Origin of the sequence: Mesorhizobium sp. M7A.F.Ca.US.007.01.2.1 (genome assembly GCF_003998165.1) — a bacterium.
Classification (GTDB): domain Bacteria; phylum Pseudomonadota; class Alphaproteobacteria; order Rhizobiales; family Rhizobiaceae; genus Mesorhizobium; species Mesorhizobium ciceri.
Genome location: NZ_RZQP01000060.1, coordinates 1 through 21480, shown reverse-complemented (window position 1 = coordinate 21480; position 21480 = coordinate 1). Strand labels below are relative to the sequence as shown.

Below are 21480 nucleotides of genomic sequence, written 5' to 3'. Positions count from 1 at the left end.
GGCCCAAGGCGTTGCGCTTGCGGTGGCACCACCGGAACCGTAATTTGTCGCCATGTCCCACGATCATCATCACGATAACGAACTTGATCCGTTTGCCGCCCGCGTGCGTGCGCTGGAGACGATCCTCGCCCAGAAGGGTCTGATCGATCCGGCCGCGATCGACGTCATCGTCGACACCTACGAGACGAAGATCGGGCCGCGCAACGGCGCCAGGGTGGTGGCCAAGGCCTGGAGCGATCCTGCCTTTGCCGATTGGCTGAAGCGCGACGCGACGGCGGCGATCGCATCGCTGAGCTATACCGGCCGCCAGGGCGAGCACATGCAGGCGGTGTTCAACACGCAGGATACCCATAATCTCGTCGTCTGCACACTGTGCTCCTGCTATCCGTGGTCGGTGCTTGGCCTGCCGCCGGTCTGGTACAAGGCGCCGCCCTATCGTTCGCGCGCGGTGATCGATCCGCGCGGCGTGCTGGAAGAGTTCGGGCTGACGCTGCCGGCGGACAAGAAAATCCGCGTCTGGGATTCCACTGCCGAGCTGCGCTATCTCGTCGTGCCGATGCGGCCCGAGGGTACCGAGGGCTGGAGCGAGGAGCGGCTGGCGGAGCTGGTGAGCCGCGATGCGATGATCGGCACCGGCCTGGCGGAACAGCCGGCATGAACGGGCCGCAGGATCTCGGCGGACAGATGGGTTTCGGCCCGGTCGCGCCGGAAAAGGACGAACCTTACTTCCATGCCGCCTGGGAAAGGCGGGCGCTCGGCGTGACGCTGACTGCCGGCGCCATGGGCGCCTGGAACATCGACGAGAGCCGGCATGCACGGGAATCGCTGCATCCGGCTGTCTACTATTCATCGAGCTACTACGAGATATGGATCAAGGCGCTGGAGGTGCTGTTAAAGCGCCATGGCTTCGTCAGCCAGCGCGATCTCGAAGCGGGCAAGGCAGTCGATCCAGCAGCGACTCCCAAGAGGGTGCTGAAGGCGGAAAACGTGCCCGCGGTGTTGGCCAAGGGCAGCCCTTGCGACCGGCCGGTGGCGCAAGCGGCGCGGTTCAAGGCGGGCGACGCCGTGCGGACCAAAAACTTCAACCCGACCGGCCACACGCGGCTGCCGCGCTACGCACGCGGCAAGCACGGCGTGATCGAGGCGGTGCACGACGGTTTTGTTTTTCCCGACAGCAACGCGCATGGACACGGCGAAAATCCGCAATGGGTCTACACCGTGGTTTTCGAAGGATCGGAGATCTGGGGCGAGGGGGCCGACCCGACGCTACGCGTGTCGATAGACGCCTGGGAGAGCTATCTTGAGCCGGCGTGAAGAACTGCCGCCAGGTTTCGACGAGCCGGTGTTCGCCGAGCCGTGGCAGGCCGAGGCCTTCGCCATGACGGTGGCGCTGCACGACAAGGGCCTGTTTTCGTGGAGCGAGTGGGCGCAGGCGCTGTCGAGCGAAGTGAAAAGACCGGGCGCCGCAGCGGACGGCCATGATTATTACGAACATTGGCTGGCGGCGCTGGAAAGCCTGCTTGCCTCGAAGGGACTGGCCGCCAAGGCCGATGTCGACGCGATGGCTGAGGCCTGGGAGCGCGCGGCACATGCCACCCCGCACGGCAAGCCGATCCTGCTGGAGAACGATCCTGGACCCTGACAGCAGGCTGCGAGCAGCCAGGCCAAAAAGATCAGTTTAGTCTTCCGTTATCTCAGTCCGGATTTCGCTCCTGCACTCAGTTGCAAATATTGGGGCCACCAGCGACCATATCCCCATGATGGAAAAGCCTGCCGCGCCCTGGCCTTTGCTGCAAATCGCGATCGAGCCGAAATCGAAGGCCGATCAGGAGCGGCTGCGTATCGCCTTGGCGAAGCTGGCGGACGAGGATGCTTTCTTCCGCGTCATGCAAGACGAGGAATCGGGCCAGACCATTATCGCCTTCATGGACGAACTCCACCTCGACATCATCATTGACCACCTGCGTCGCGAGTCCCAGGTCGATGTGAATATTGGTTCTCCACAAGTGGCCTATCGCGAGACGATCACCCGTACGCACAAGCAGGACTTCACGCACAAGAGGCAGTCCGGCGGCACCGGTCAGTTCGCCCGCGTCAAGATCATGTTCGAGCCGAACGCGGACAGCGCGGACTCCGTGTTCGAGTCCAGGATCGTCGGTGGTGCGCTTCATGGCGAATACATTGCGGGCGTCGAAAAGGGGCTGCGCAGCATATTGTCCTCAGGTCCATTTGCGGGCTTCCCGATGATCGGCGTCAAGGCGGTGCTGATGGATGGCGCTTTTCACGATACCGATTCCTCGGCTCTGGCTTTCGAGATCGCCGGCCGCGCCTGCTTTCGCGAAGCCGCGCCACGCCTCGGCGTGCAGTTGCTCGAGCCGATCATGAAGGTCGAAGTAATGACTTCAGCAACCCATGTCGGCAACGTCATCGCCGAACTGCAAAGCCGCCGTGGCCAGATCCTGAGTCGGGAAATCCGCGGCGTGGTCGTCGTCGTCAACGCGACAGTGCCGCTTAGAAATATGTCCAAGCTGGAGGATGCACTCCGGTCCTGTTCGAACGGGCAGGCACGGTTGAGCGTCAGCTATGCCGGATACGCTCCCGTTCCGCTACCACCCGACGACCGCGACCCGCGGGCCGCCATGGCCATTGCCTGAATTTCGCTTCCAGCCGACGTGGTCGATTGTTCCCTTTACGTTCTTGTCTGTGCCTGATAGCCTGACCCGTCGGCGGCACTTAAGCGTCCCGGCGCATCGATGATGATGGCGGCTGTCTTGTCTTTCCCTTGCGAATCCGGTCTCTCGCGCTGATGGAATTCTCTCCCCAACAGGACGAGGCGCTGCAAGCGGTCGCCCGCTGGCTGAAGATCGGCCAGCCGCAGCTGTTCCGGCTGTTCGGCTATGCCGGCACCGGCAAGACGACGCTGGCGCGCTATTTCGCCGAGCATGTCGACGGCCAGGTGCAGTTCGCCGCCTTCACCGGCAAGGCCGCGCAGGTGCTGCGCTCCAAGGGCGCGGTCAATGCGCGTACCATCCATTCGCTGATCTACCGGCCGAAAGGCGAGGAATCGGTGTCGGACGAAATCACCGGCAAGACGTCGATGTCGCCGACTTTTTCGCTCAACCGGCAGAGCCCGATCTCGCGGGCCAAGCTGGTCGTCATCGACGAATGTTCGATGGTCGACGAGCAACTCGGCCGCGACCTGATGAGTTTCGGCACGCCGATCCTGGTGCTTGGCGACCCCGGCCAGTTGCCGCCGATCTCGGGCGGCGGCTTCTTCACCGACCACGAGCCGGATTTTCTGCTCACCGAAATCCACCGGCAGGCGCGCGACAACCCGATCCTGCGGCTGGCGCTCGATGTGCGCGAGGGCCGCGAGTTCATGCGTGGCGACTATGGCACGGCGCAGGTGATCGGCAAGGAAGACGTTACCCAGGAACTGGTGCTGAAGGCGGACCAGGTGCTGGTCGGCACCAATCGCACGCGGCGCCGCTACAATCAGCGGCTGCGCGAGCTCAAGGGCTTCAACGCCGACTATCCGCAGGCCGGCGACAAGCTCGTCTGCCTGCGCAACGATCCGGCAAAGGGCCTGCTCAACGGCTCGCTGTGGAAGGTGATGACATCGTCGCGCGAGACGGTGAAGCCCGGCATCAACCTTCTGGTGTCGCCGGAAGAGGACGATCCGGATCGCGGCGTCGCCAAGATCAAGCTGCTCAAGGCGGCGTTCGAGGATCCGGACGCCGATATCCCCTGGCAGCAGAAGAAGCGCTTCGACGATTTCGACTATGGCTACGCGCTGACCGTGCACAAGGCGCAGGGCTCACAGTGGAACGAGATCGTGCTGTTCGATGAAAGCTGGGCCTTCAAGGAAACCCGCCAGCGCTGGCTCTACACCGCCATCACGCGGGCGGCCGAGCGGCTGACGATCGTCAGGTAGGGGCGCCGGATGCTGTTGCCCCGATAGGCTGTGCGGCAAGCCATTGCCAGGCGGCAGCCTCGTCCTCCGTCCTGAAATGCCTGATTTCGATGGGTGGTGAGGACGGCAGAAAGCGTTGTGCGTCCGCTATCCAGTCCGGTTCGCCGATCGTCGCGCAACGGTCGACATGTTCCAATGCATGAATGGCGCCCTGCTTCAGGGTCTCGTCAGCGATGTCGGCCCAGTCGACGCCGTCGTGGTCGACGAGGCGCACCAGCACATCGACGCGCGGATGCAGGGCGTAGGCTGCCTCCAGCAATCCGAAAAGATTTTCACCATCGGCCGCGGAAACGTGCCCGACGACATCGATGGCGAAAAGGTCGTCACGGCTGGTCTCGATACGGCGGATTGCCGGCACCTCATCAAGAAAATTCATCGGCGCTACCTTTCCCCGCTGGTTCATCAGGCTTGGAACACCCGAAACCCCCAGTCTGTTCCCACCAAAGGCATTACTGTTCCCGTCAAAGGCATTATAGGTGGGCGCGTCTAACGATTTCCGAGGCCACCCGCATGCCTGCAAAGCTCTCCGTCAACCTCAATGCCATCGCCATGCTGCGCAACCGGCGCGACCTGCCGTGGCCAAGCGTCACCGGCCTCGGCCGCATTGCGCTGGCGGCCGGAGCGCACGGGCTGACAGTGCATCCACGCCCCGACGAGCGGCACACAAGACTCTCCGATGTGCCTGAGATCCGGTCGCTGATCGACGACGAGTTTCCGGGCGCGGAATTCAACATCGAGGGCTATCCGACCGAGGATTTCCTGCTGCTTGTGGAAAAGCATCAGCCTGAACAGGTGACCTTGGTGCCGGACGATCCGGCCCAGGCGACATCGGACCATGGCTGGAACTTCGCAACCCAGGCCGCGTTCCTCACACCAATCGTCAAGCGCCTGAAGAAGGGGGGCTTTCGCGTGTCGCTGTTTTCCGATCCGGATCCCGATTGGGTGGCGGCCGCGCGCGACACCGGCGCCGACCGCATCGAGCTCTATACAGGTCCATATGGCAGCTATCACACAGATTCCGCCAAAGCCGCCAAAGAGCTGGAAAGGCTGGGAAAAACCGCTGACGCCGCGCTTGCCGCCGGGCTGCAGGTCAATGCCGGGCACGATCTGGTGGTCGGCAACCTGCCGGCGCTGGTCAAGCGCATTCCGGCATTGGCCGAAGTGTCGATCGGACATGGGTTGACAGCCGACGCGTTGGAGTATGGCATGGCCGGTACGGTGGGTCGGTTCCTCAAGGCCTGCGGATGGTAGCGATGGGCAGCCTCGCATGGCAGGCATGGCAGCCATTACGCGACGGCACTTGATATTGCATCGCAGCAAGCGTAGAGCACCGCGCGCTTATCGGAGTGTCGTCCATGGCCCTTACCAATACTGGTAGTGAGGCAGAACCCGTCGAACAATCGAGCCATTCGGAAGTCGAACAGCACAGCACCAAGGTTCTGATGCTGGGCGCGCTCGGTGTCGTCTATGGGGATATCGGCACCAGTCCGATCTACGCCTTTCGCGAGGCGCTGGTGGCATCTTCCGGCGGACAGGTGGCCGACCGCGGTGACATCCTCGGCGTTTTGTCGCTGATCATCTGGTCGCTGACCATCATCGTCACCATCAAATACATCATGTTCGTGCTGCGGGCGAACAACCGCGGCGAGGGCGGCGTGCTGTCGCTGATGGCGCTGGCGCGCGGCAGTTTCCCCAAGCGCTCGGCGCTGATGCTCGGCATCGGCATCGTCGGGGCGTCGCTTTTCTTCGGCGACGCCGTCATCACGCCGGCGATTTCGGTGCTGTCGGCGGTCGAAGGCATGAACGTCGTCACGCCGACCTTCCAGCCTTATGTCGTGCCGCTGACACTGGTCATTCTCGCCATAGTGTTCGCGGTGCAACGTTTCGGCACGGGCGGCGTGGGATTGGTCTTCGGTCCCGTGACGGCGGTGTGGTTCCTGGCGATCGGCCTTTCCGGCCTCAACCACATCATCGCCGATCCGGAAATCCTGTGGGCGATCAGCCCGCACTACATCGTCGCCTTCCTGATCAATTCGCCCGATGTCGCTTTCGTCACCATCGGCGCCATCTTCCTCGCGGTCACCGGCGCGGAAGCGCTCTATGCCGATCTCGGCCATTTCGGCCGCAAGCCGATCGTGCTCGCCTGGCTGTGGGTCGTGTTTCCGTGCCTGCTGCTCAATTATGCCGGGCAGGGCGCTTTCGTGCTGGCCAAGAACGGCGTCGTCGGCCATCCGTTCTTCGAAATGAATGAAGGCTGGACGCTGATCCCGATGGTCGTGCTGGCGACCGCCGCCACGGTCATCGCCAGCCAGGCGGTGATCTCGGGCGCCTTCTCGTTGACCAGGCAGGCGGTGCAGCTCAACATGCTGCCGCGCCTGGAAATTCTGCATACGTCGGAGAAACAGTCCGGCCAGATCTACATGCCGCGCGTCAACCTGCTGCTGGCGCTGGTGGTGATGATGCTGGTGGTGGGCTTCGGCGAGTCCAGCAGGCTGGCATCGGCCTACGGCATCTCGGTGACCGGCAACATGCTGGTGACCACGGTGCTGTTGTTTGTGGTCATGACGCGGATCTGGAAATGGAAGCTGTGGCTGGCGGTCTCGCTGACGGCGCTGTTCGGCTTCATCGACGTCGGTTTCTTTGCCTCCAACATCGTCAAGGTGTTTGAGGGCGGCTGGGCATCGCTGGCCGTTGCCTTCACCATCGTGCTGGCCATGTGGACCTGGGTGCGCGGCAGCCGCTATCTGTTCGACAAGACCCGCCGCAACGAGATCCCGCTCGATTTCCTCGCCGGCAATCTGTTGAAGAAGAAGCCGCAGCTGGTGTCAGGCACCGCCGTGTTCCTGACCAGCGATCCGCTCAGCGCGCCAACCGCACTGATGCACAGCCTGAAGCACTACAAGGTGCTGCATGAGCAGAACGTCATCCTTTCAGTGGTGACCGCGCCGCAGCCGGTGGTGCCCGACAGCGACCGGGTCAAAATGGAGACGGTCAACGAGCTGTTCATGCGGGTAACGCTGACCTTCGGCTACATGGAGCAGCCCAACATCCCGCGCGCGCTGGCGATCTGCCGCAAGCAGGGCTGGAAATTCGACATCATGACGACTTCGTTCTTCCTGTCGCGGCGTTCGCTCAAGGCCTCGCCCAATTCCGGCATGCCGGTGTGGCAGGACCGGCTGTTCATCGGCCTGGCGCGCACGGCGGCCGACGCGACGGAGTATTTCCAAATCCCGACCGGGCGCGTGGTGGAGATCGGCACTCAGGTGGCCATCTAGGACATGCCGATATTCAGGTGAGGCCGGCCTGCGAACGGCAGGTTCCTGCGCTTCCGGTACTCACGGACCAAGTGTCCGCTCCGTTCCGGTTCTCGGAACCCACATTCTCGGTCCAGCCTGACCTGAATCTCGACATGTCCTGGCGAATGAGCTGTGTCTTGCGGCACAGTCCATGTCACTCCGCTTCAACCGGCCAGCGCGGCCTTGTTCGCCTCGAGGAACTGCTTCAGCGTTTTTGGCTTGCGGCCGGAAAGCGTCTCGATCGCGTCGGTCACCATGGCGATGCGGCCGGAGCGCGTGTTGACGTCGAAGGACACGATGACTTCAGCAAAATCCTCGGGAACGCCGGATGCCTTTACCCCTTCGGTGAGCGCTTCATCCGGAACCTGCACGACATCGAGCGACTTGCCGGTGACCTCGCTTACCAGGGCGGCAATCTCTGCCGTGGTGTAGGCGTGCGGACCGGTCAAGGTGTAGGTCTTGCTTTCGTTTGAAGCGCCAGCGAGGCTGGCGGCGATCGCCGCTGCCATGTCGTCGCGCGCACCGTGGGCAATGCGCCCGTCGCCGGCCGACGTGTACCATTTTCCCGAGGCGATCGCGTGCGGCAGGGCCATGAACAGGTTCTCCTGGTACCAGCCGTTGCGGAAGATCGTGTAGGGGATGCCGCTCGCCTTGATCGCCTGCTCGGTGCTGTAGTGGTCATCGGCAAACAGGACCGGCGATACCGGCTCCGGATTGGGCATCGAGGTGTAGAGCAGATGCGAAATGCCGGCGTTTTTGGCCGCGGCGACGGCATTTTCGTGCTGCTTCAGGCGCCTGCCGCTTTTGAGATCGAGATCGCCGGTCGAAATAATCAGCACCTTGTCGGCGCCTTTGAATGCGGTTTCCAGCGATGCCGCGTCGTTGAAGTCGGCGGCCCTGACAACGACGCCGCGCAGCGCCAGATCGGCCACGCTTTCCGGATTGCGTGTGGCGGCGATGATGTTTGCCGGTGGAACTTTGTGCTTGTCCAGGAGATATTGGATGACGCCGTGGCCGAGCTGGCCGGAAGCGCCGGTGACGAGAAGGGTTTCGCTCATGGAAGGTCCTGACATTGCGCCGCTAAGGCGGTTCGAGTGGCAGTCTCAAAAAGAGACCAGCACTAAAATAGGAATTGACCTGGTGCCGTAAAGAAGGCAGTTTTTCGGGAGGTAGGCACACGCAGGGAACCAGCCATGGACGGCAAGGTCATCAATCTGAAATCGAAGTTGGAGGTCTATAAGGCCATCTCAGGCGGCGGCAATATTGCCAATTGTCCGGTTCGCGAGGTCATTCAAGGGGTGAGCGGCAAATGGAGATCGCTGCTGATGATGGCGCTGGCTGAAAAACCCTATCGCTTCGGTGAGTTGCGGCGCCTTGTGCCCGACATTTCGCAACGCATGCTGACCCAGACGCTGTACGATCTTCAGCGCGATGGCTATGTGCATCGTGAGGTGTTCCCGACCAAACCACCAAGCGTCGAATACAGCCTGACCGATCTCGGGCGCTCTATGTTCGGCGCCTTTCATCAATTGATTCTGTGGGCCGAACTCAACCATGATGCGGTGCGCGCAGCGCGCGCCGATTTTGATGCGTCCCAGGCTTGAACGGCCGCCAAGGCCCAGGCTTGAACGACCGCTAAAGCCCCACGGTGCGGCTTGATTTCGCCGGGCTGCTGAAGGATTGTCCCGGCCAGTTCGGCTTTGGGGGCATTGGCATTTCCTACGACATCGCAATAGCAGGCGCCGGGCCGGCGGGACTGGCCATGGCGCTCTATCTCAAGCGCGCCGGGCATCGGGTCACGGTCTTTGAACGCTTCGATGAGCCGAAGCCGGTCGGCTCCGGGCTGATCCTGCAGCCGACAGGGCTGACGGTGCTGGCCGATCTTGGCCTGCTCGACGACATGCTGGCGCTGGGCAGCCGCATCGACCGCCTGCATGGCGCCGATGCCACCACAGGCCGTACCGTGCTCGATGTCCGCTACGATGCGCAGCGCGGTGGCCGCTTCGGGCTGGCGGTGCACCGGGCGGCCTTGTTCGGCGTGCTCTTCCGCGCCGCCCAACGCGAAGCGATCGCCATCGAAACCGGCGTCGAGATCGAGGCCTTGGAGACGGGCGAACGGACGACGCTGATCTGCGGCAACGGACGAAGGGCGGGGCCGTTCGACCTCGTCATCGACGCCAGCGGTTCGCGCTCGAAACTGCGCGGCGCAAGCGCTGCAGGCGAGCCACGACCGCTCACCTATGGCGCGTTCTGGGCCTCGCTTGGCTGGCGCGGCGACGGTTTCGATGAGCGCGCGCTGCTGCAACGCTACGACAGAGCGAGCGTGATGATCGGCGTGCTGCCGATCGGCCGGCCGCAGCCGGGCGCTGAAAAGATGGCGGCCTTCTTCTGGAGCCTGAAGCCGTCGGACGCCGATGAGGTGCGCGTCCGGGGCCTGGATGCCTGGAAGGAGAGGGTGATCCGGCTGTGGCCGCAGAGCGAGGCGTATGTCAGCCAGATCGACAGTTTCGACCAGCTCTCGCTGGCGCGCTATGGCCACCACACGATGAAGCGGCCGGTTGGGCGGCGGCTGGCCATCATCGGCGACGCGGCGCACTCGACCAGCCCGCAGCTCGGGCAAGGGGCCAATATGGCGCTGCTCGACGCCGCGGCGCTCAGCCATGCGCTGGCGCGGACGGACAGTGTCGAAGCGGCACTTGAAGCCTATGCGAGGGCGCGGCGCTGGCATGTCCGCATCTTCCAGGCGCTGTCGCTGGCGTTCACGCCGTTCTACCAGTCGGATTCGGTGGCGCTGCCCTTCATCCGCGACAGGCTGGTGGCGACGGTGGCAAAAATCCCGCCGGCGCCGCAGTTTCTCGCCTCGATGGTGGCCGGCACCGTAATCGATCCGTTCAAGCGGATAGGACTGGTCGAAGCGCGGTGGCCGGATCGTTTTGGCCAATGAGGCTCGAAAGGTACGATCCCTTTGCCCGCAGGAAGGCATGCAGGCGCTGCGGGTAGTCCGGCGCCACGGCTTGCCTGATCGACGGGCGTTCACTCAACGCCCGGCGCCATGCGCGGACGAGGGGCTTTCGGTCAAGAATGCCGAAATCACCGATCCGGTCGAAGACATCGAGATAGCGGAAGACCGGACCGTAAACGGCGTCGACCAGCGAGAAGTGCTTGCTGGCGAACCAGGGGCCGCCAGGCTCGTCCGCCAACTCGGCTTCGAGACGGTCGAACATGGCGGACAGCGCGCTGGATTCGTCAAGGAAGCCGGCCTCGGTCGATGTTGAATAGAACCGGCTGATGGCATTGAGGGTTGCCGAACCGAACTCGATCCAGGCGCGATGCCGGGCGCGGGCATAGGGATCGGCCGGGTGGAGGGGATTGGCCTGCGTCTCTTCGAGGAATTCCAGGATGACGGCCGATTCGAAGATCACCGTTTCCTCGCCATTCCGCTGCACGCGCAGCAGCGGCACTTTGCCGAGCGGCGAGATCGCCTTGAACCAGTCCGGCTTGTTGGCGAGGTCGATATCGACGCGTTCGAACGGCACGCCCTTTTCGGCCAGCGAAATCGCGGCGCGCTGCACATAGGGGCAGAGGTGATGGCTGACGAGAATGAGCTTGTCGGCGCGTTTGCAGATTTCGTGTTTCATCGGATTGGCTTTCCCTGATTAATGCAATTGCATCTATGTAGATGCATATGCATTGATCGTCAAGCTTGATGCAATTGCATCTATCGTCTAAGGTGCGCCATGACCGAGAAAGCCGCGCCTTCGCCCGAAGCCATCAAGGCCTGGGCTCGCCTGATGCGCGTATCGCGCCAGTTGATGGAGAGCGCCGAAGAGGCGTTGAAGGCCGCCGGTCTGCCCCCACTTGCCTGGTACGACGTGCTGCATGAACTCGCCGAGGCGGGCGAGGGCGGGCTGCGGCCGTTCCAGCTCATCGAGCGCACGCTGTTCGCCCAATACAACATTTCGCGCCTGCTGGCCCGGCTCGAGGCCGATGGGCTCGTCGAGAAACTGCCGGTGGCCGATGACGGCCGTGGCCAGACCATCCGCATCGCGGCCAAGGGGCGAGACATACGCCGCCAGATGTGGGCTGTGTACGGACGCTCGATCGCCGAACTGGTTGGCGCCAAACTGTCGGCGGATGAGCTGACCATGGTCTCGGCACTGCTTGGACGGTTGCGCCATCCGCCAGCCAGCGATTAAGCGAGCCTGTCGCGCCAGCGCCTGTCCATTTTTGCAGATATTTTGCTCTCGTCCTCTTGCGCACGGCCTCGGATCGCGCAATATGCCGAACCGTAACGTACGGTACGGCCTATCGGGAATGCCGACCTTTCGAGAGAAGAGCGTGTTGCACATCGTGCCTGACATCGACACCAGCGAAGCGCTGACAGAGCGGCAGAAGGCCGTGCTCGACGCGGCGTTGCGGCTGCTGGTCGAAGAGGGCGACCAGCTGACCATGACCGCCGTGGCGCGCCGCGCCAGCTGTTCCAAGGAAACGCTCTACAAATGGTTCGGCGACCGCGACGGGCTGCTGACAGCGACGGTGCAATGGCAGGCCTCGAAAGTGCGGGTGGCACCGGTCGACCGCAAGGGGCTCGATCTTGCCTCGCTGACCGCGAGCCTCGAGCGCTTCGCCTCGGATTGGCTCAAGGTGATTTCCAGCGACACGTCGATCGCGCTCAATCGGGTGGCGGTCAGCCATGCGGGCTCCGGCAAGGACAATCTCGGCGCCGTGGTGCTGGAGAACGGCCGCTTCGCATTGGCCAAGCGGCTGAAGCCGGTGCTCGAGGCCGGCCGACGGACCGGGCTTTTGGATTTCGCGGATGCCGAGACGGCGTTTCGCACCTTTTTCGGGCTGGTCGCCCGCGATGTGCAGATCCGTCTGCTGCTCGGCGACCGGCTGGAATTGACTGAGGCGGCGATCGGCGGCGATGCCGCGCGGGCGACGCAGCAGTTTCTCGCTCTTCATGGAGCAACAACCGGCCGCAAGGCCCTAGAGCCGGATGATTTCAGGTCAAGTCGACCTGAAATCTGAATTCGTCTCTAAATCAAGAAGATAGAGCATGATGTCGTCCGAAAACCGCTTCACACTTTTCGGCATCATGCTCTGATTTATAAACGGGAAGGAAGACAAAATGCGCGTCTATTACGATCGTGATGCCGATCTCAATCTGATCAAGGGCAAGAAGGTCGCCATCATCGGCTATGGCAGCCAGGGCAGGGCGCATGCGCTCAACCTCAAGGATTCCGGCGCCAAGGAGATCGCAATCGGCCTCAAGGCCGGCTCGGCAACCGCCAAGAAGGTCGAGGCCGACGGTCTCAAGGTGATGAGCGTGGCGGACGCGGCCAAGTGGGCCGACCTGATGATGATGGCAACGCCGGACGAACTGCAGGCCGACATCTACAAGAACGAGATCGCCCCGAACATCCGCGATGGTGCCGCTATCGCCTTCGCGCACGGCCTCAACGTGCATTTCGGCCTGATCGAGCCGAAGTCGACGGTCGACGTCGTCATGATTGCCCCGAAGGGCCCCGGCCACACGGTGCGCGGCGAATACCAGAAGGGCGGCGGCGTGCCGTGCCTGGTCGCCGTCAACCAGGATGCCTCGGGCAATGCGCTCGACCTGGCCCTGTCCTACGCCTGCGGCGTCGGCGGCGGCCGTTCGGGTATCATCGAGACCAATTTCCGCGAGGAATGCGAGACCGATCTGTTCGGCGAGCAGGTCGTGCTGTGCGGCGGCCTGGTCGAGCTGATCCGGGCCGGTTTCGAGACGCTGGTGGAAGCCGGCTACGCGCCTGAGATGGCCTATTTCGAGTGCCTGCACGAGGTCAAGCTGATCGTCGACCTGATCTATGAAGGCGGCATCGCCAACATGAACTACTCGATCTCGAACACCGCCGAATGGGGCGAATATGTCTCGGGTCCGCGCATCATCACCGCCGAGACCAAGGCCGAGATGAAGCGCGTGCTGAAGGACATCCAGACCGGCAAATTCACCTCGGAGTGGATGCAGGAGTACCGCGCCGGCATGTCCCGCTTCAAGGGCATCCGCCGCAACAATGACAGCCACCAGATCGAGGAAGTCGGCGCCAAGCTGCGCGCGATGATGCCGTGGATTTCCAAAAACAAGCTGGTCGACAAGGCGAAGAACTGAGCGAAATCCACAAGCGCTCGAAAATAGCAGCTTCCATGAACAAGAAACGGCGCCACGTGGCGCCGTTTTTTCATTCTGTCGGTCAGCTCAGCTACAGGGCCAGCCCATCAATAGGGTGAGTAGCACTGCTGGCGCGGGCCGTTGTAGGGCTGGAACGTGTTGTCGTAGGCCCGGTACGACCGGTAGCGGTTGTAGCACCATTGGACATGGGCGCTCGAAAGCCGTCCCGCGCGGTAGTAGCGGCGCGGCGCCGGCCGGTCATAGTAGTCGTAGTTGTTGTACATGCTGCCGAGGCCAAGCCCCAGGCCAAGGCCCAGGATCGCGGCACTCGCGCCATCATCGTAGTAACGGCCGCCGCGATAGTGATGGCGACCATGGCGCCAACGCCAGTTGTCTCCACCATTCCAGTGACCGCCGCCGCCGTGCCAGTGCCGACGGCCGCCGTCCCAATTGCCCGACCGGCGCCATCTCCAATTGTCGTTGTTGAACTGACGGTTGTTGTTGCCGCCCGCCCAGCTGTCGCGGACCGGCGTGACATTCGGCGCCGCGGTGCTGGTGGGAATCGACAGGTCCGGTTGCATGATCGGGCCGGCGGCGGACGGTGCCGTGACGCCGGAGAGGATACCCAGGGCTAGCAGCCCCGATTTGACCGTGGAAGAAAAGAGCGAATTCATTGCACTCTCCAAGAGTTACAGGCCCCACGCCCACCCGAGGAATGGGGCAACAATGGATGTTTGCATCTGAACGGCGGATGAACGGAAAGGTTCCGTCAACCATGACGCGAACGCGCCCAAGACCAATCGATCTCAGATGGTGATCCTGCGCGCTTGTTTTCCGAAGCACTTGCGGGCAAAGGTCATGGCATGTCGCTGCGCCTTGCCACCTTCAATGTCGAGAACCTGATGAACAGGTTCGATTATTCCGGCTATCGCAACCAGCTCAACGAGGATCGAACGCTGGCGCTGTTCGATATCCAGAGCGAGGCGGAATACAGGATGCTGGAGCAGGCCCGCGCCATCGCCCAATCCGACGACACGCGCCAGCTGACGGCGCTGGCAATCGCTGCCACCCGGGCCGACATCATCTGCATGCAGGAGGTCGACAACATCGAGGCGCTGAAGGCCTTCGAATATGGCTATCTGTTCAAGATGGTGGGGCAGGGCTACCGGCAGAAATACACCACATCGGGCAATGATTCACGCGGCATCGACGTTGCCGTGATGATGCGCAATGAGACCGCCCAGGGCCAGCCGATCGAATTCGTGCGCATGACCAGCCACGCCTATGTCACCTACGAGCAGTTCGGGCTGCACACGCCGGAACTCGAGGCACTGGGCAATCAGGCCAATGAGCGCATTTTCCGGCGCGACTGCCTGGAGATCGACGTCACCGTGGGCGGCGTGCCGCTGACGCTCTATCTCGTGCATTTCAAGTCGATGGGTTCGCCGCGCAACGGGCTCGACGGGCGCGAGGCGACGATGCCGGTGCGCATCGCGGAGGCGCAGGCCGTGCGGCGCATCATCGAGGAGCGCTTCGGCAAGGACTATGCCGCCGACAAACGCTGGGCAATCTGCGGCGACATGAACGATTACCGCCAGCGTGTGAAGGTGGCCGGCGATGCGATCGACGGCTATCGCTTCGAGGTGGTCGACGAAGCCCTGTCCTGCATCAACGTGCTGACGGCCGGCGGCTTCTGCGAAAACGTCGTCGAGCGGCGGCCGGAGATGAACCGCTGGAGTTTCTACCACACGCGCGGACCGGAAGAGCGGCATCTGTGCCAGCTCGACTACATCCTGCTGTCGAAGGGGCTCGCCGCCAGCAACGCGACGGCTGTTCCCGACATCATCCGCAACGGCCAGCCCTGGCGCACCATTTTTCCGCCGGGGCAGGAGGTCGACCGCTTTCCGCGTGCCGGCTGGGACCGGCCGAAGGCGTCGGACCATTGCCCGGTGGCGATCACGCTGGACATGACCTGACGCATGAGTTTCGACCTGCCACGCAACGTCATCCTGCCGGTCGACGCCATCGACGTCCGGCTCGATCCCGGTCCGCACCCGTTCGCAAGGGACAATGCAGAGGCGATCGCCGAGAACTGGCAGCACGAAATCGCTGCCAATCCGGCGCTGTTCGACGGCATGGTGGTGCTGCTGTCGCAGCTTGCCTACCGCGACAACCGTCTCGCCGGCCGCTGCCATGCGGTCAACTATTCGACTTTCATGCTGTGGCGGAAGCGGCGCGAGAATTCGGGCGCCGAGCATGCCTATGCCCATGCCATGCTGGTGGCTGCCGACAATGCGCTGGTGGCGATCCGCATGGGTCCGCACACGGTCAACGCCGGCCGCGTCTATTTTGCCGCCGGCTCATTCGAGCCGGTCGATTTTCGCGATGGCCTGGTCGATGTCGATTTCAACATGATCCGCGAAGTGCGCGAGGAAACCGGTCTTGACCTGTCAGCCGCGGAACGCGGCAAACGCTACCACGCCATGTCGACCAACAGCGGCACGGTGATCTTCCGCCGCTACCACGCGGCGGCGCCCGCCGACGAGATCGCCCAGCGCATCTCAGCCTTCGTCGCCACCGAAACCGAGCCGGAGATCGACGGGCCAGTGATCATCCGCCATGCCGCCGACCTGCCGGTCGGCCTGTCACCGCACATGAAGCCGCTGATCGAGTGGCATTTCGCAAACGGGAGTTAAGGGCGCGTCTTGTTCTGTGCCGCGTTGCGATCGTTGCGGGCGGCGACGAGGAACAGGATGAAGCCGATGCCGAGCAAACCGCCCATCGCCATTCCCATGGTCTGGCCGACGACTGCCTGAAAATCGGCTGTGACGCGATCGGGATTGGCCATGCCGAAGCGGGCGAGATACCACCAGATGCCTGCAAGGAAGGCCTCGATGACGACCATCGTCAGGATCAGTCGTGCCTTCTTGCTCATTGGCTATTCCTCCACCCAAGCGTGAATTGCCCTAGCATCATGAACGGCGCGGCGACAGTGGCGGGTAGGGTGGAAACGTCTAAGGCTGTGCAAAACCGGTCTGAGCGCCGGCCGCGTTTCGGCCGGTTGCCCTATTCGTGCCTAAGTGCGTCGATCGGGTCGAGCCTGGCGCCGCGCAGCGCCGGGAAGAAGCCGAACACCATGCCGATCAGGGCGGAAAAGCCGACGGCGAGCAGGATCACCGCCGGGCTCGGCGCAAACGGGATGGTCAGCGTCACCGCGGCGAGGCCGGCCAGCGCCAGCCCGATCAGGATGCCGATAATGCCGCCGAGCAGCGACAGCACCGTCGCCTCGACCAGGAACTGGATGAGGATGTGCTTTTCATGCGCGCCGATGGCGAGCCTGATGCCGATCTCGCGGGTGCGTTCGGTGACCGACACCAGCATGATGTTCATGATGCCGATGCCGCCGACCAGCAGGCTGACGCCGGCGACGGCGCCCAGCATGCCGGTCATGGTGGTGGTGGCGCTGGCCATGGCGTCGGCGATCTGGGTCATGTCGCGGATGGCGAAATCGCTTTCACGATCGGGCGTGATGCGTCTGGCGTCGCGCAGAATGTCCTCGACGCGCGGCTGCAACTCGCTGGTCGGCGTGCGGTCATCGGCGGCGATGTAGATGTTGTCGATGTCGCGGTTGCCGGCGATGCGGCGCTGGTAGGCGTGCAGCGGCATCAGCACGACATTGTCCTGATCCTGACCGAAGCCGGTATAGCCCTTGGGCTCGAGCAGGCCGATGATCTTGCAGGAGGTGCGGTTGACGCGGATGATCTCGCCCTCGGGATCGCCAGCGCCGAAGAATTGTTGGCGCACCGTCTCGCCGATCAGGCACACGCCTGTGCCCGAGCGGGTTTCGGAATCGCTGAACGGGCGGCCCGACACCAGTTTCCAGTCGCGCGCATCGAGATAGGCGCTGTCGGTGCCGGTGACGCCCGAGGTCAGGCTCTCGGTGCCGAAGATGACCCGGACCTGCTTTTGCGAAGCCGGCGAAATGGCGCGGGCGCCAGTCAGATGCGCAACCAGCGCCGCCAGCTCCTTTTCGGCCAGCGGACGCACCACCTGGTCGAGCCCGCCCGGGCCACCGGGACCGGCCGGGCGACCGGAGCGGACGACCAGCAGATTGCTGCCGAGCTTGGAGATGTCGGCCTTGACCTTCTGCGTGGTGCCCGACCCGATGGTGAGCATGGCAATGACGGCGGCAACGCCGATGACGATGCCGAGCAAGGTCAGGAACGAGCGCAGCACGTTGCGGCGGATCGAGCGCAGCGACAGGCGGACGGTTTCCCAGATCATGGTTGTGCGATCTCCAGCTTCCTGGAATCGGAGGCGACGTGGCCGTCGAGGAAGCGGATGGTGCGTTCGGCATAGTCGGCGACGTCGGCCTCGTGGGTGACCATGGCGATGGTCAGGCCAAGCTCCTTGTTGAGCCGCGTCAGCAACTCCATGATCTCGTGCGTGCGGGCGGTGTCGAGGTTGCCGGTCGGCTCGTCGGCGACGAGCAGCGTCGGGCGCGTGACGATGGCGCGCGCGATCGCCACGCGCTGCTGCTGGCCGCCGGACAGTTCGGCCGGCGTGTGGTGCTCGCGGCCGACAAGGCCGACCTCCGCCAGGGCCTGCATGGCAAGGTCGCGGCGCTCGCGGGCGGCCACGCCGCGATAGATCAGCGGCAGTTCGACATTTTCGGCCGCCGTGGTGCGGGCCAGCAGATTGTAACCCTGGAAGACGAAGCCGACATAGAGGTTGCGCAGCATGGCGCGGCGGTTGCGGTCGAGGCGGCCGGCGTCGATGCTCATGAAGGAATAGGTTCCGGCCGTCGGCGTGTCGAGGCAGCCGATGATGTTCATCGCCGTCGACTTGCCGGAGCCGGACGGCCCCATGATGGCGACGAATTCGCCACGCCGGATGGCAAGATCGACGCCGGCCAGCGCATGCACCTTGGCCTCGCCCTGGCCATAGCTCTTCCAGACCTTGTCGAAGGTGATGAGGGCAGCACCGGCAGCCACGGTATCAGCTCCGCTGCTGCGACGCGGTGATGACCTGTGCGCCTTCGTCGAGGCCAGAAATGATCTCGGTCAGTTCGCCGTCGGTCGAGCCGATCTTGACGTTGACCGGGTGCGGACGCCCGTTCTCCAGCACATAGAGCGTGCGCGAGCCGTCGGTGGGCACTGTGGCGGCCTGGCGCTGGCGGTTGCCGCCGGGGCGGCCCATGCGGCCGGTGAACAGGTCGCTGAGGCTCCAGCCGCGTGCGGCCTGCTGGACCGGGCGAAAGCGGAAGGCGGTGGCCGGCACGGTGAGCACGTCCTTGGCCTGCTTGGTGACGACCGAAACGGTGGCGGTCATGCCGGGCCGCAGCAGCAGCTCGTTGTTGTCGACCTCGAGCCGCGCATTGTAGGTGACGACGCCGTCGGTGGTGACCGAGGCATAGGAGATGTCGCGGATCTCGGCATCGAACGGCCGCTCGGGGAAGGCATCGACGGTGAAGCGGGCATGCTGGCCGGATTTGACCGCACCGATGTCGGCCTCGTCGACCGCCGCCACCAGTTCCATGTTCCTGAGATCGGCGGCGATGATGAACAGCACCGGCGCCTGCAGCGAGGAGGCGACCGTCTGGCCGGGATCGACCGAGCGCGTCAAAACGATGCCGTCGATCGGCGCATAGATTGTGCTCTTGGCAAGGTCGGTCTGCTGCGCCTTGAGGTCGGCCTGGGCGATGGCGAGGTTGGCCTGCGCACTGTCGAGAGCTGCCTTGGAACGGTCGCGCGTGGCGGTTGCCGCTTCAAGCGACTGGTCGGTCGCCATGCCGCGCCTGGTCAGTTCGGCGGCGCGCACCAGCGCCTTCTCGTTTTCGGCCAGCGTAACCGTGGCGTCCTCGACATTGGCGGCGGCGGCCTTGGCCGAAGCTTCGGCGCGCTCGATCTGGACTTCGAGTTTCACCGTGTCGAGTGTCGCCAGCACGTCACCCTTCTTGACCTGCTGGTTCTCCTCGGCCGAGACCGAGCGGATGATGCCGGACAGTTCGCTTGAAATATCGACCTGGGTGAGTGGCTGCAACGTGCCGGTCGCCGACACCGCGACGGTGAGGTCGGCCTTGGCGGCAGGCACTGTGGTGTAGTCAATCCTGGCCGGCGAGCCCGCATACCATTGATAGAGGCCAAGCGCGGCGGCGAGCACGATCAGCGCCAGCAACGCATAGAGCCACCCACGACGGCGCGATCTGCGCCGGCCTGTCTGGTCGAGCCCAAGCGCCGTCTCGATGGCGGAATCCGATTCCGTCTTTGGCAGATTGACAATCTGGTCCACGCTGGACCCCTATAATGCGCAATGTCCCTATCTGTGCACAGATCAGGCTTACTGGTTCAAATATCAAATTAAATTTCGCCCATGTTGGGATTGAGGCAGGAATGAAAACCCGGAATTACTTGCTTTACGATGTGTTTACGACCGAGCGACTGGCCGGCAATCCTTTGGCCGTCGTGCTCGACAGCAAGGGATTGGACACGGCCGCGATGCAGGCCATCGCGCGCGAATTCAACCTGTCCGAATCGGTGTTCGTCCTGCCGCCGGCCAATCCCAAGCACAAAAACCGCATCCGCATCTTCACGCCCGACTATGAAATGCCGTTCGCCGGCCATCCGACGGTCGGCGCCGCGATCGCGCTGGCCGAACTGGCGGAAGAGGGCGGCGCCGGCATCTTCGTGCTGGAGGAAAACATCGGTCCGGTGCGGTGCGCCGTCAGCAAGCATGACGGCAACACTTTTGCCGAGTTCGACCTGGCCAAGCTGCCGGAGCCGCTGAAGCTCGATGCCGATCCGGAGGCGATCGGTGCCGCGCTTGGGTTGACGCCGCATGAGATCGGCTTCGAGAATCACCGCGTCGCGTTCTGGTCGGCGGGCGTGCCCTATGTCACCATCCCGGTTGCCAATCTCGAGGCGGCGGGTCGCATCCGGCTGGACAACCAGGCCTGGTCGGAACTGGCGCCGCGCAAGAGCGAATGGGCCTTCGCCAGCCCCTATGTCTACTGCCGCGAGACGGTGAACCACGAAAGCGCCTTCCATGTGCGCATGATCGTGCCTGGCACGCCTTCCTATGAGGATCCGGCGACCGGCTCGGCGGCAGCCGCCTTTGCCGGCGCCATCATGCATTTCGACGCGCCGACCGATGGCATTTCACAGCTGTGGATCGAGCAGGGGCTGGAGATGGGCCGGCCATCGCGCATCCGCCTCGAACTGACCGTGCAAGGCGGAAAACTGGCCTCGGCGCGCATCGGCGGCAACGCAATCAAGGTGGCGGAGGGCAAGCTGTTCGTTTGATCGAACGCATGCTCGGTCGATTTGTCGGGAAATGATTCCGGCAGGGCTGGACAGGACCGATGGTGGCGGCTATATGCCCGCCAACGCCGGTTTTTGCCGGCCGAGTGGGTGCGTAGCTCAGTTGGTAGAGCAGCTGACTCTTAATCAGCGGGTCCACAGTTCAATCCTGTGCGCACCCACCAAATTCCTAGAAGAGTTGGTGGAAAGACCCTGAAAGCGAGACGCGTTTGGCGCATCTCGGGCAAGGCTGTCCGACCGTGATTCTTCAAACGCGCTATCCGGATCTTGTGGCGATTTAGCCGAGTTGAAAAATGCGGCTCAGAAACCGGCCGAATCGAAAAGCAAGGCTCTTTTCCCCGGCTGCAGCATCGCTGGCGCCAATTCCGTCTTTTCCCCCGGAGAAATCGCTGATGGGCCACCAGAAGAAGACCAGGAAGACAACGAAAATGCCGGTGTCGATCGGGCCATGACTTGAATAGCTGCTGTGACGGAACACAACAGCGACCGCCCCGGCGATAACACCGCAGCTGCGGCAGGATGAAATTTCTTCATCCACAAAAATCTATTTGAGAATCGCCGTTACGGTAAGATGCCTCCTTTGTCGTGACAACGGCATCTTTGTCGGCCGATACGGGGAATGAATAATTACTTCTCCGAAACGCCAGCCTCGGCAAAACTCGCCATGCGGGCATGGCACTCCAGCGCCGAGCGGACGATGTTGACGGCGAGGCAGGCGCCGGAGCCTTCGCCGATCCGCATGCC

24 protein-coding genes, 1 tRNA gene and 1 pseudogene are annotated in these 21480 nt (G+C 63.3%); 16 read left to right on the top strand and 10 right to left on the bottom strand.

The window, feature by feature from the left end; translation table 11 throughout:
• Window positions 1-52: 52 nt before the first annotated feature.
• From nthA to EN949_RS13720, 5 genes and pseudogenes are all read left to right on the top strand, one after another.
• The gene (gene nthA / locus EN949_RS13740) at window positions 53-658 is read left to right on the top strand and encodes a nitrile hydratase subunit alpha (protein WP_063168267.1); all 606 of its coding nucleotides are present in this window, start codon (window positions 53-55) and stop codon (window positions 656-658) included.
• On the top strand, window positions 655-1314 hold the full coding sequence (nthB, locus tag EN949_RS13735; protein ID WP_063168266.1) for a nitrile hydratase subunit beta: 660 nt from the start codon (window positions 655-657) through the stop codon (window positions 1312-1314). Before nthA ends, nthB begins: the two co-directional genes overlap by 4 nt.
• On the top strand, window positions 1301-1642 hold the full coding sequence (locus tag EN949_RS13730; RefSeq protein WP_063168265.1) for a nitrile hydratase accessory protein: 342 nt from the start codon (window positions 1301-1303) through the stop codon (window positions 1640-1642). Before nthB ends, EN949_RS13730 begins: the two co-directional genes overlap by 14 nt.
• A 115-nt stretch (window positions 1643-1757) precedes the next feature.
• Window positions 1758-2654, top strand: a pseudogene (fusA, locus tag EN949_RS13725) (elongation factor G); the annotation flags it as partial.
• A 152-nt stretch (window positions 2655-2806) separates the two neighbouring features.
• Window positions 2807-3934 carry an ATP-dependent RecD-like DNA helicase gene (locus EN949_RS13720; RefSeq protein ID WP_063168263.1) on the top strand — a complete coding sequence of 376 codons (1128 nt, stop codon included), beginning with the start codon at window positions 2807-2809 and terminating at the stop codon, window positions 3932-3934.
• Here EN949_RS13720 and EN949_RS13715 read toward each other — a convergent pair.
• Window positions 3927-4349: an STAS/SEC14 domain-containing protein gene (locus tag EN949_RS13715; protein ID WP_013531056.1), complete on the bottom strand. Its 423-nt coding sequence runs from the start codon at window positions 4347-4349 to the stop codon at window positions 3927-3929. The two genes, EN949_RS13720 and EN949_RS13715, sit on opposite strands and share 8 nt — an antisense overlap.
• A 134-nt stretch (window positions 4350-4483) precedes the next feature.
• Between EN949_RS13715 and EN949_RS13710 the strand changes: the two genes are divergently transcribed.
• A complete protein-coding gene (locus EN949_RS13710; RefSeq protein ID WP_063168262.1) occupies window positions 4484-5224 on the top strand; it encodes a pyridoxine 5'-phosphate synthase in 741 nt (246 codons plus the stop codon).
• Between the two features lie 104 nt (window positions 5225-5328).
• Window positions 5329-7248: a potassium transporter Kup gene (locus tag EN949_RS13705; RefSeq protein ID WP_063168261.1), complete on the top strand. Its 1920-nt coding sequence runs from the start codon at window positions 5329-5331 to the stop codon at window positions 7246-7248.
• A 185-nt stretch (window positions 7249-7433) separates the two neighbouring features.
• On the opposite strand, the gene EN949_RS13700 is transcribed toward EN949_RS13705, so the two are convergent.
• Window positions 7434-8327: an SDR family oxidoreductase gene (locus tag EN949_RS13700; protein WP_063168260.1), complete on the bottom strand. Its 894-nt coding sequence runs from the start codon at window positions 8325-8327 to the stop codon at window positions 7434-7436.
• A gap of 135 nt (window positions 8328-8462) precedes the next feature.
• Between EN949_RS13700 and EN949_RS13695 the strand changes: the two genes are divergently transcribed.
• A complete protein-coding gene (locus tag EN949_RS13695; protein ID WP_013531060.1) occupies window positions 8463-8873 on the top strand; it encodes a helix-turn-helix domain-containing protein in 411 nt (136 codons plus the stop codon).
• A 44-nt stretch (window positions 8874-8917) separates the two neighbouring features.
• Complete coding sequence (locus tag EN949_RS13690; protein ID WP_082826476.1) at window positions 8918-10213, top strand: NAD(P)/FAD-dependent oxidoreductase; 1296 nt, start codon at window positions 8918-8920, stop codon at window positions 10211-10213.
• On the opposite strand, the gene EN949_RS13685 is transcribed toward EN949_RS13690, so the two are convergent.
• On the bottom strand, window positions 10161-10907 hold the full coding sequence (locus EN949_RS13685) for a glutathione S-transferase family protein (RefSeq protein ID WP_063168258.1): 747 nt from the start codon (window positions 10905-10907) through the stop codon (window positions 10161-10163). The genes EN949_RS13690 and EN949_RS13685 overlap by 53 nt on opposite strands.
• A gap of 99 nt (window positions 10908-11006) precedes the next feature.
• Between EN949_RS13685 and EN949_RS13680 the strand changes: the two genes are divergently transcribed.
• The 3 genes from EN949_RS13680 to ilvC all read left to right on the top strand — a co-directional run bounded on the left by EN949_RS13680 (window position 11007) and on the right by ilvC (window position 13417).
• The gene (locus EN949_RS13680) at window positions 11007-11465 is read left to right on the top strand and encodes a MarR family transcriptional regulator (RefSeq protein WP_063168257.1); all 459 of its coding nucleotides are present in this window, start codon (window positions 11007-11009) and stop codon (window positions 11463-11465) included.
• Between the two features lie 142 nt (window positions 11466-11607).
• Window positions 11608-12297 (top strand): TetR/AcrR family transcriptional regulator, encoded by a 690-nt coding sequence (locus tag EN949_RS13675; RefSeq protein ID WP_063170262.1) that lies wholly within the window; start codon window positions 11608-11610, stop codon window positions 12295-12297.
• Between the two features lie 100 nt (window positions 12298-12397).
• A complete protein-coding gene (ilvC, locus tag EN949_RS13670; protein ID WP_013531065.1) occupies window positions 12398-13417 on the top strand; it encodes a ketol-acid reductoisomerase in 1020 nt (339 codons plus the stop codon).
• A 107-nt stretch (window positions 13418-13524) separates the two neighbouring features.
• On the opposite strand, the gene EN949_RS13665 is transcribed toward ilvC, so the two are convergent.
• Window positions 13525-14091: a BA14K family protein gene (locus tag EN949_RS13665; RefSeq protein WP_013531066.1), complete on the bottom strand. Its 567-nt coding sequence runs from the start codon at window positions 14089-14091 to the stop codon at window positions 13525-13527.
• Window positions 14092-14280: 189 nt separating this feature from the next.
• Between EN949_RS13665 and EN949_RS13660 the strand changes: the two genes are divergently transcribed.
• Both EN949_RS13660 and EN949_RS13655 read left to right on the top strand, forming a co-directional pair.
• Window positions 14281-15393, top strand: a complete 1113-nt coding sequence (locus EN949_RS13660) for an endonuclease/exonuclease/phosphatase family protein (protein WP_013531067.1) — start codon at window positions 14281-14283, stop codon at window positions 15391-15393.
• Between the two features lie 3 nt (window positions 15394-15396).
• The gene (locus tag EN949_RS13655; RefSeq protein ID WP_063168256.1) at window positions 15397-16113 is read left to right on the top strand and encodes a hypothetical protein; all 717 of its coding nucleotides are present in this window, start codon (window positions 15397-15399) and stop codon (window positions 16111-16113) included.
• Here EN949_RS13655 and EN949_RS13650 read toward each other — a convergent pair.
• From EN949_RS13650 to EN949_RS13635, 4 genes are all read right to left on the bottom strand, one after another.
• A complete protein-coding gene (locus EN949_RS13650) occupies window positions 16110-16352 on the bottom strand; it encodes a hypothetical protein (protein WP_013531069.1) in 243 nt (80 codons plus the stop codon). The two genes, EN949_RS13655 and EN949_RS13650, sit on opposite strands and share 4 nt — an antisense overlap.
• A gap of 131 nt (window positions 16353-16483) precedes the next feature.
• A complete protein-coding gene (locus EN949_RS13645) occupies window positions 16484-17701 on the bottom strand; it encodes an ABC transporter permease (RefSeq protein WP_063168255.1) in 1218 nt (405 codons plus the stop codon).
• Complete coding sequence (locus EN949_RS13640; protein WP_063168254.1) at window positions 17698-18411, bottom strand: ABC transporter ATP-binding protein; 714 nt, start codon at window positions 18409-18411, stop codon at window positions 17698-17700. Before EN949_RS13640 ends, EN949_RS13645 begins: the two co-directional genes overlap by 4 nt.
• Window positions 18412-18415: 4 nt before the next feature.
• On the bottom strand, window positions 18416-19708 hold the full coding sequence (locus tag EN949_RS13635; protein ID WP_063168253.1) for an efflux RND transporter periplasmic adaptor subunit: 1293 nt from the start codon (window positions 19706-19708) through the stop codon (window positions 18416-18418).
• 101 nt (window positions 19709-19809) lie between these two features.
• Here EN949_RS13635 and EN949_RS13630 point away from each other — a divergent pair, with 101 nt between their 5' ends.
• The gene (locus EN949_RS13630) at window positions 19810-20718 is read left to right on the top strand and encodes a PhzF family phenazine biosynthesis protein (protein WP_063168252.1); all 909 of its coding nucleotides are present in this window, start codon (window positions 19810-19812) and stop codon (window positions 20716-20718) included.
• A gap of 106 nt (window positions 20719-20824) precedes the next feature.
• Window positions 20825-20900 (top strand) — tRNA-Lys (locus EN949_RS13625).
• A gap of 113 nt (window positions 20901-21013) precedes the next feature.
• Here the strand turns inward: EN949_RS13625 and EN949_RS13620 are convergent.
• Together EN949_RS13620 and EN949_RS13615 are read right to left on the bottom strand one after the other, a co-directional pair.
• The gene (locus EN949_RS13620; RefSeq protein ID WP_063168251.1) at window positions 21014-21274 is read right to left on the bottom strand and encodes a hypothetical protein; all 261 of its coding nucleotides are present in this window, start codon (window positions 21272-21274) and stop codon (window positions 21014-21016) included.
• A gap of 89 nt (window positions 21275-21363) precedes the next feature.
• Window positions 21364-21480: nicotinate-nucleotide--dimethylbenzimidazole phosphoribosyltransferase (locus EN949_RS13615; RefSeq protein WP_206534949.1), on the bottom strand; the 117-nt coding region annotated here is incomplete at its 5' end.

Bases quoted from the DNA above. Each gene is read 5' to 3' on its own strand.
- nthA (WP_063168267.1), top strand. From the start codon at position 53: ATGTCCCACGATCATCATCACGATAACGAACTTGATCCGTTTGCCGCC.
- nthB (WP_063168266.1), top strand. From the start codon at position 655: ATGAACGGGCCGCAGGATCTCGGCGGACAGATGGGTTTCGGCCCGGTC.
- EN949_RS13720 (WP_063168263.1), top strand. From the start codon at position 2,807: ATGGAATTCTCTCCCCAACAGGACGAGGCGCTGCAAGCGGTCGCCCGC.
- EN949_RS13715 (WP_013531056.1), bottom strand. From the start codon at position 4,349: ATGAATTTTCTTGATGAGGTGCCGGCAATCCGCCGTATCGAGACCAGC.
- EN949_RS13710 (WP_063168262.1), top strand. From the start codon at position 4,484: ATGCCTGCAAAGCTCTCCGTCAACCTCAATGCCATCGCCATGCTGCGC.
- EN949_RS13705 (WP_063168261.1), top strand. From the start codon at position 5,329: ATGGCCCTTACCAATACTGGTAGTGAGGCAGAACCCGTCGAACAATCG.
- EN949_RS13700 (WP_063168260.1), bottom strand. From the start codon at position 8,327: ATGAGCGAAACCCTTCTCGTCACCGGCGCTTCCGGCCAGCTCGGCCAC.
- EN949_RS13695 (WP_013531060.1), top strand. From the start codon at position 8,463: ATGGACGGCAAGGTCATCAATCTGAAATCGAAGTTGGAGGTCTATAAG.
- EN949_RS13685 (WP_063168258.1), bottom strand. From the start codon at position 10,907: ATGAAACACGAAATCTGCAAACGCGCCGACAAGCTCATTCTCGTCAGC.
- EN949_RS13680 (WP_063168257.1), top strand. From the start codon at position 11,007: ATGACCGAGAAAGCCGCGCCTTCGCCCGAAGCCATCAAGGCCTGGGCT.
- ilvC (WP_013531065.1), top strand. From the start codon at position 12,398: ATGCGCGTCTATTACGATCGTGATGCCGATCTCAATCTGATCAAGGGC.
- EN949_RS13665 (WP_013531066.1), bottom strand. From the start codon at position 14,091: ATGAATTCGCTCTTTTCTTCCACGGTCAAATCGGGGCTGCTAGCCCTG.
- EN949_RS13660 (WP_013531067.1), top strand. From the start codon at position 14,281: ATGTCGCTGCGCCTTGCCACCTTCAATGTCGAGAACCTGATGAACAGG.
- EN949_RS13655 (WP_063168256.1), top strand. From the start codon at position 15,397: ATGAGTTTCGACCTGCCACGCAACGTCATCCTGCCGGTCGACGCCATC.
- EN949_RS13650 (WP_013531069.1), bottom strand. From the start codon at position 16,352: ATGAGCAAGAAGGCACGACTGATCCTGACGATGGTCGTCATCGAGGCC.
- EN949_RS13645 (WP_063168255.1), bottom strand. From the start codon at position 17,701: ATGATCTGGGAAACCGTCCGCCTGTCGCTGCGCTCGATCCGCCGCAAC.
- EN949_RS13630 (WP_063168252.1), top strand. From the start codon at position 19,810: ATGAAAACCCGGAATTACTTGCTTTACGATGTGTTTACGACCGAGCGA.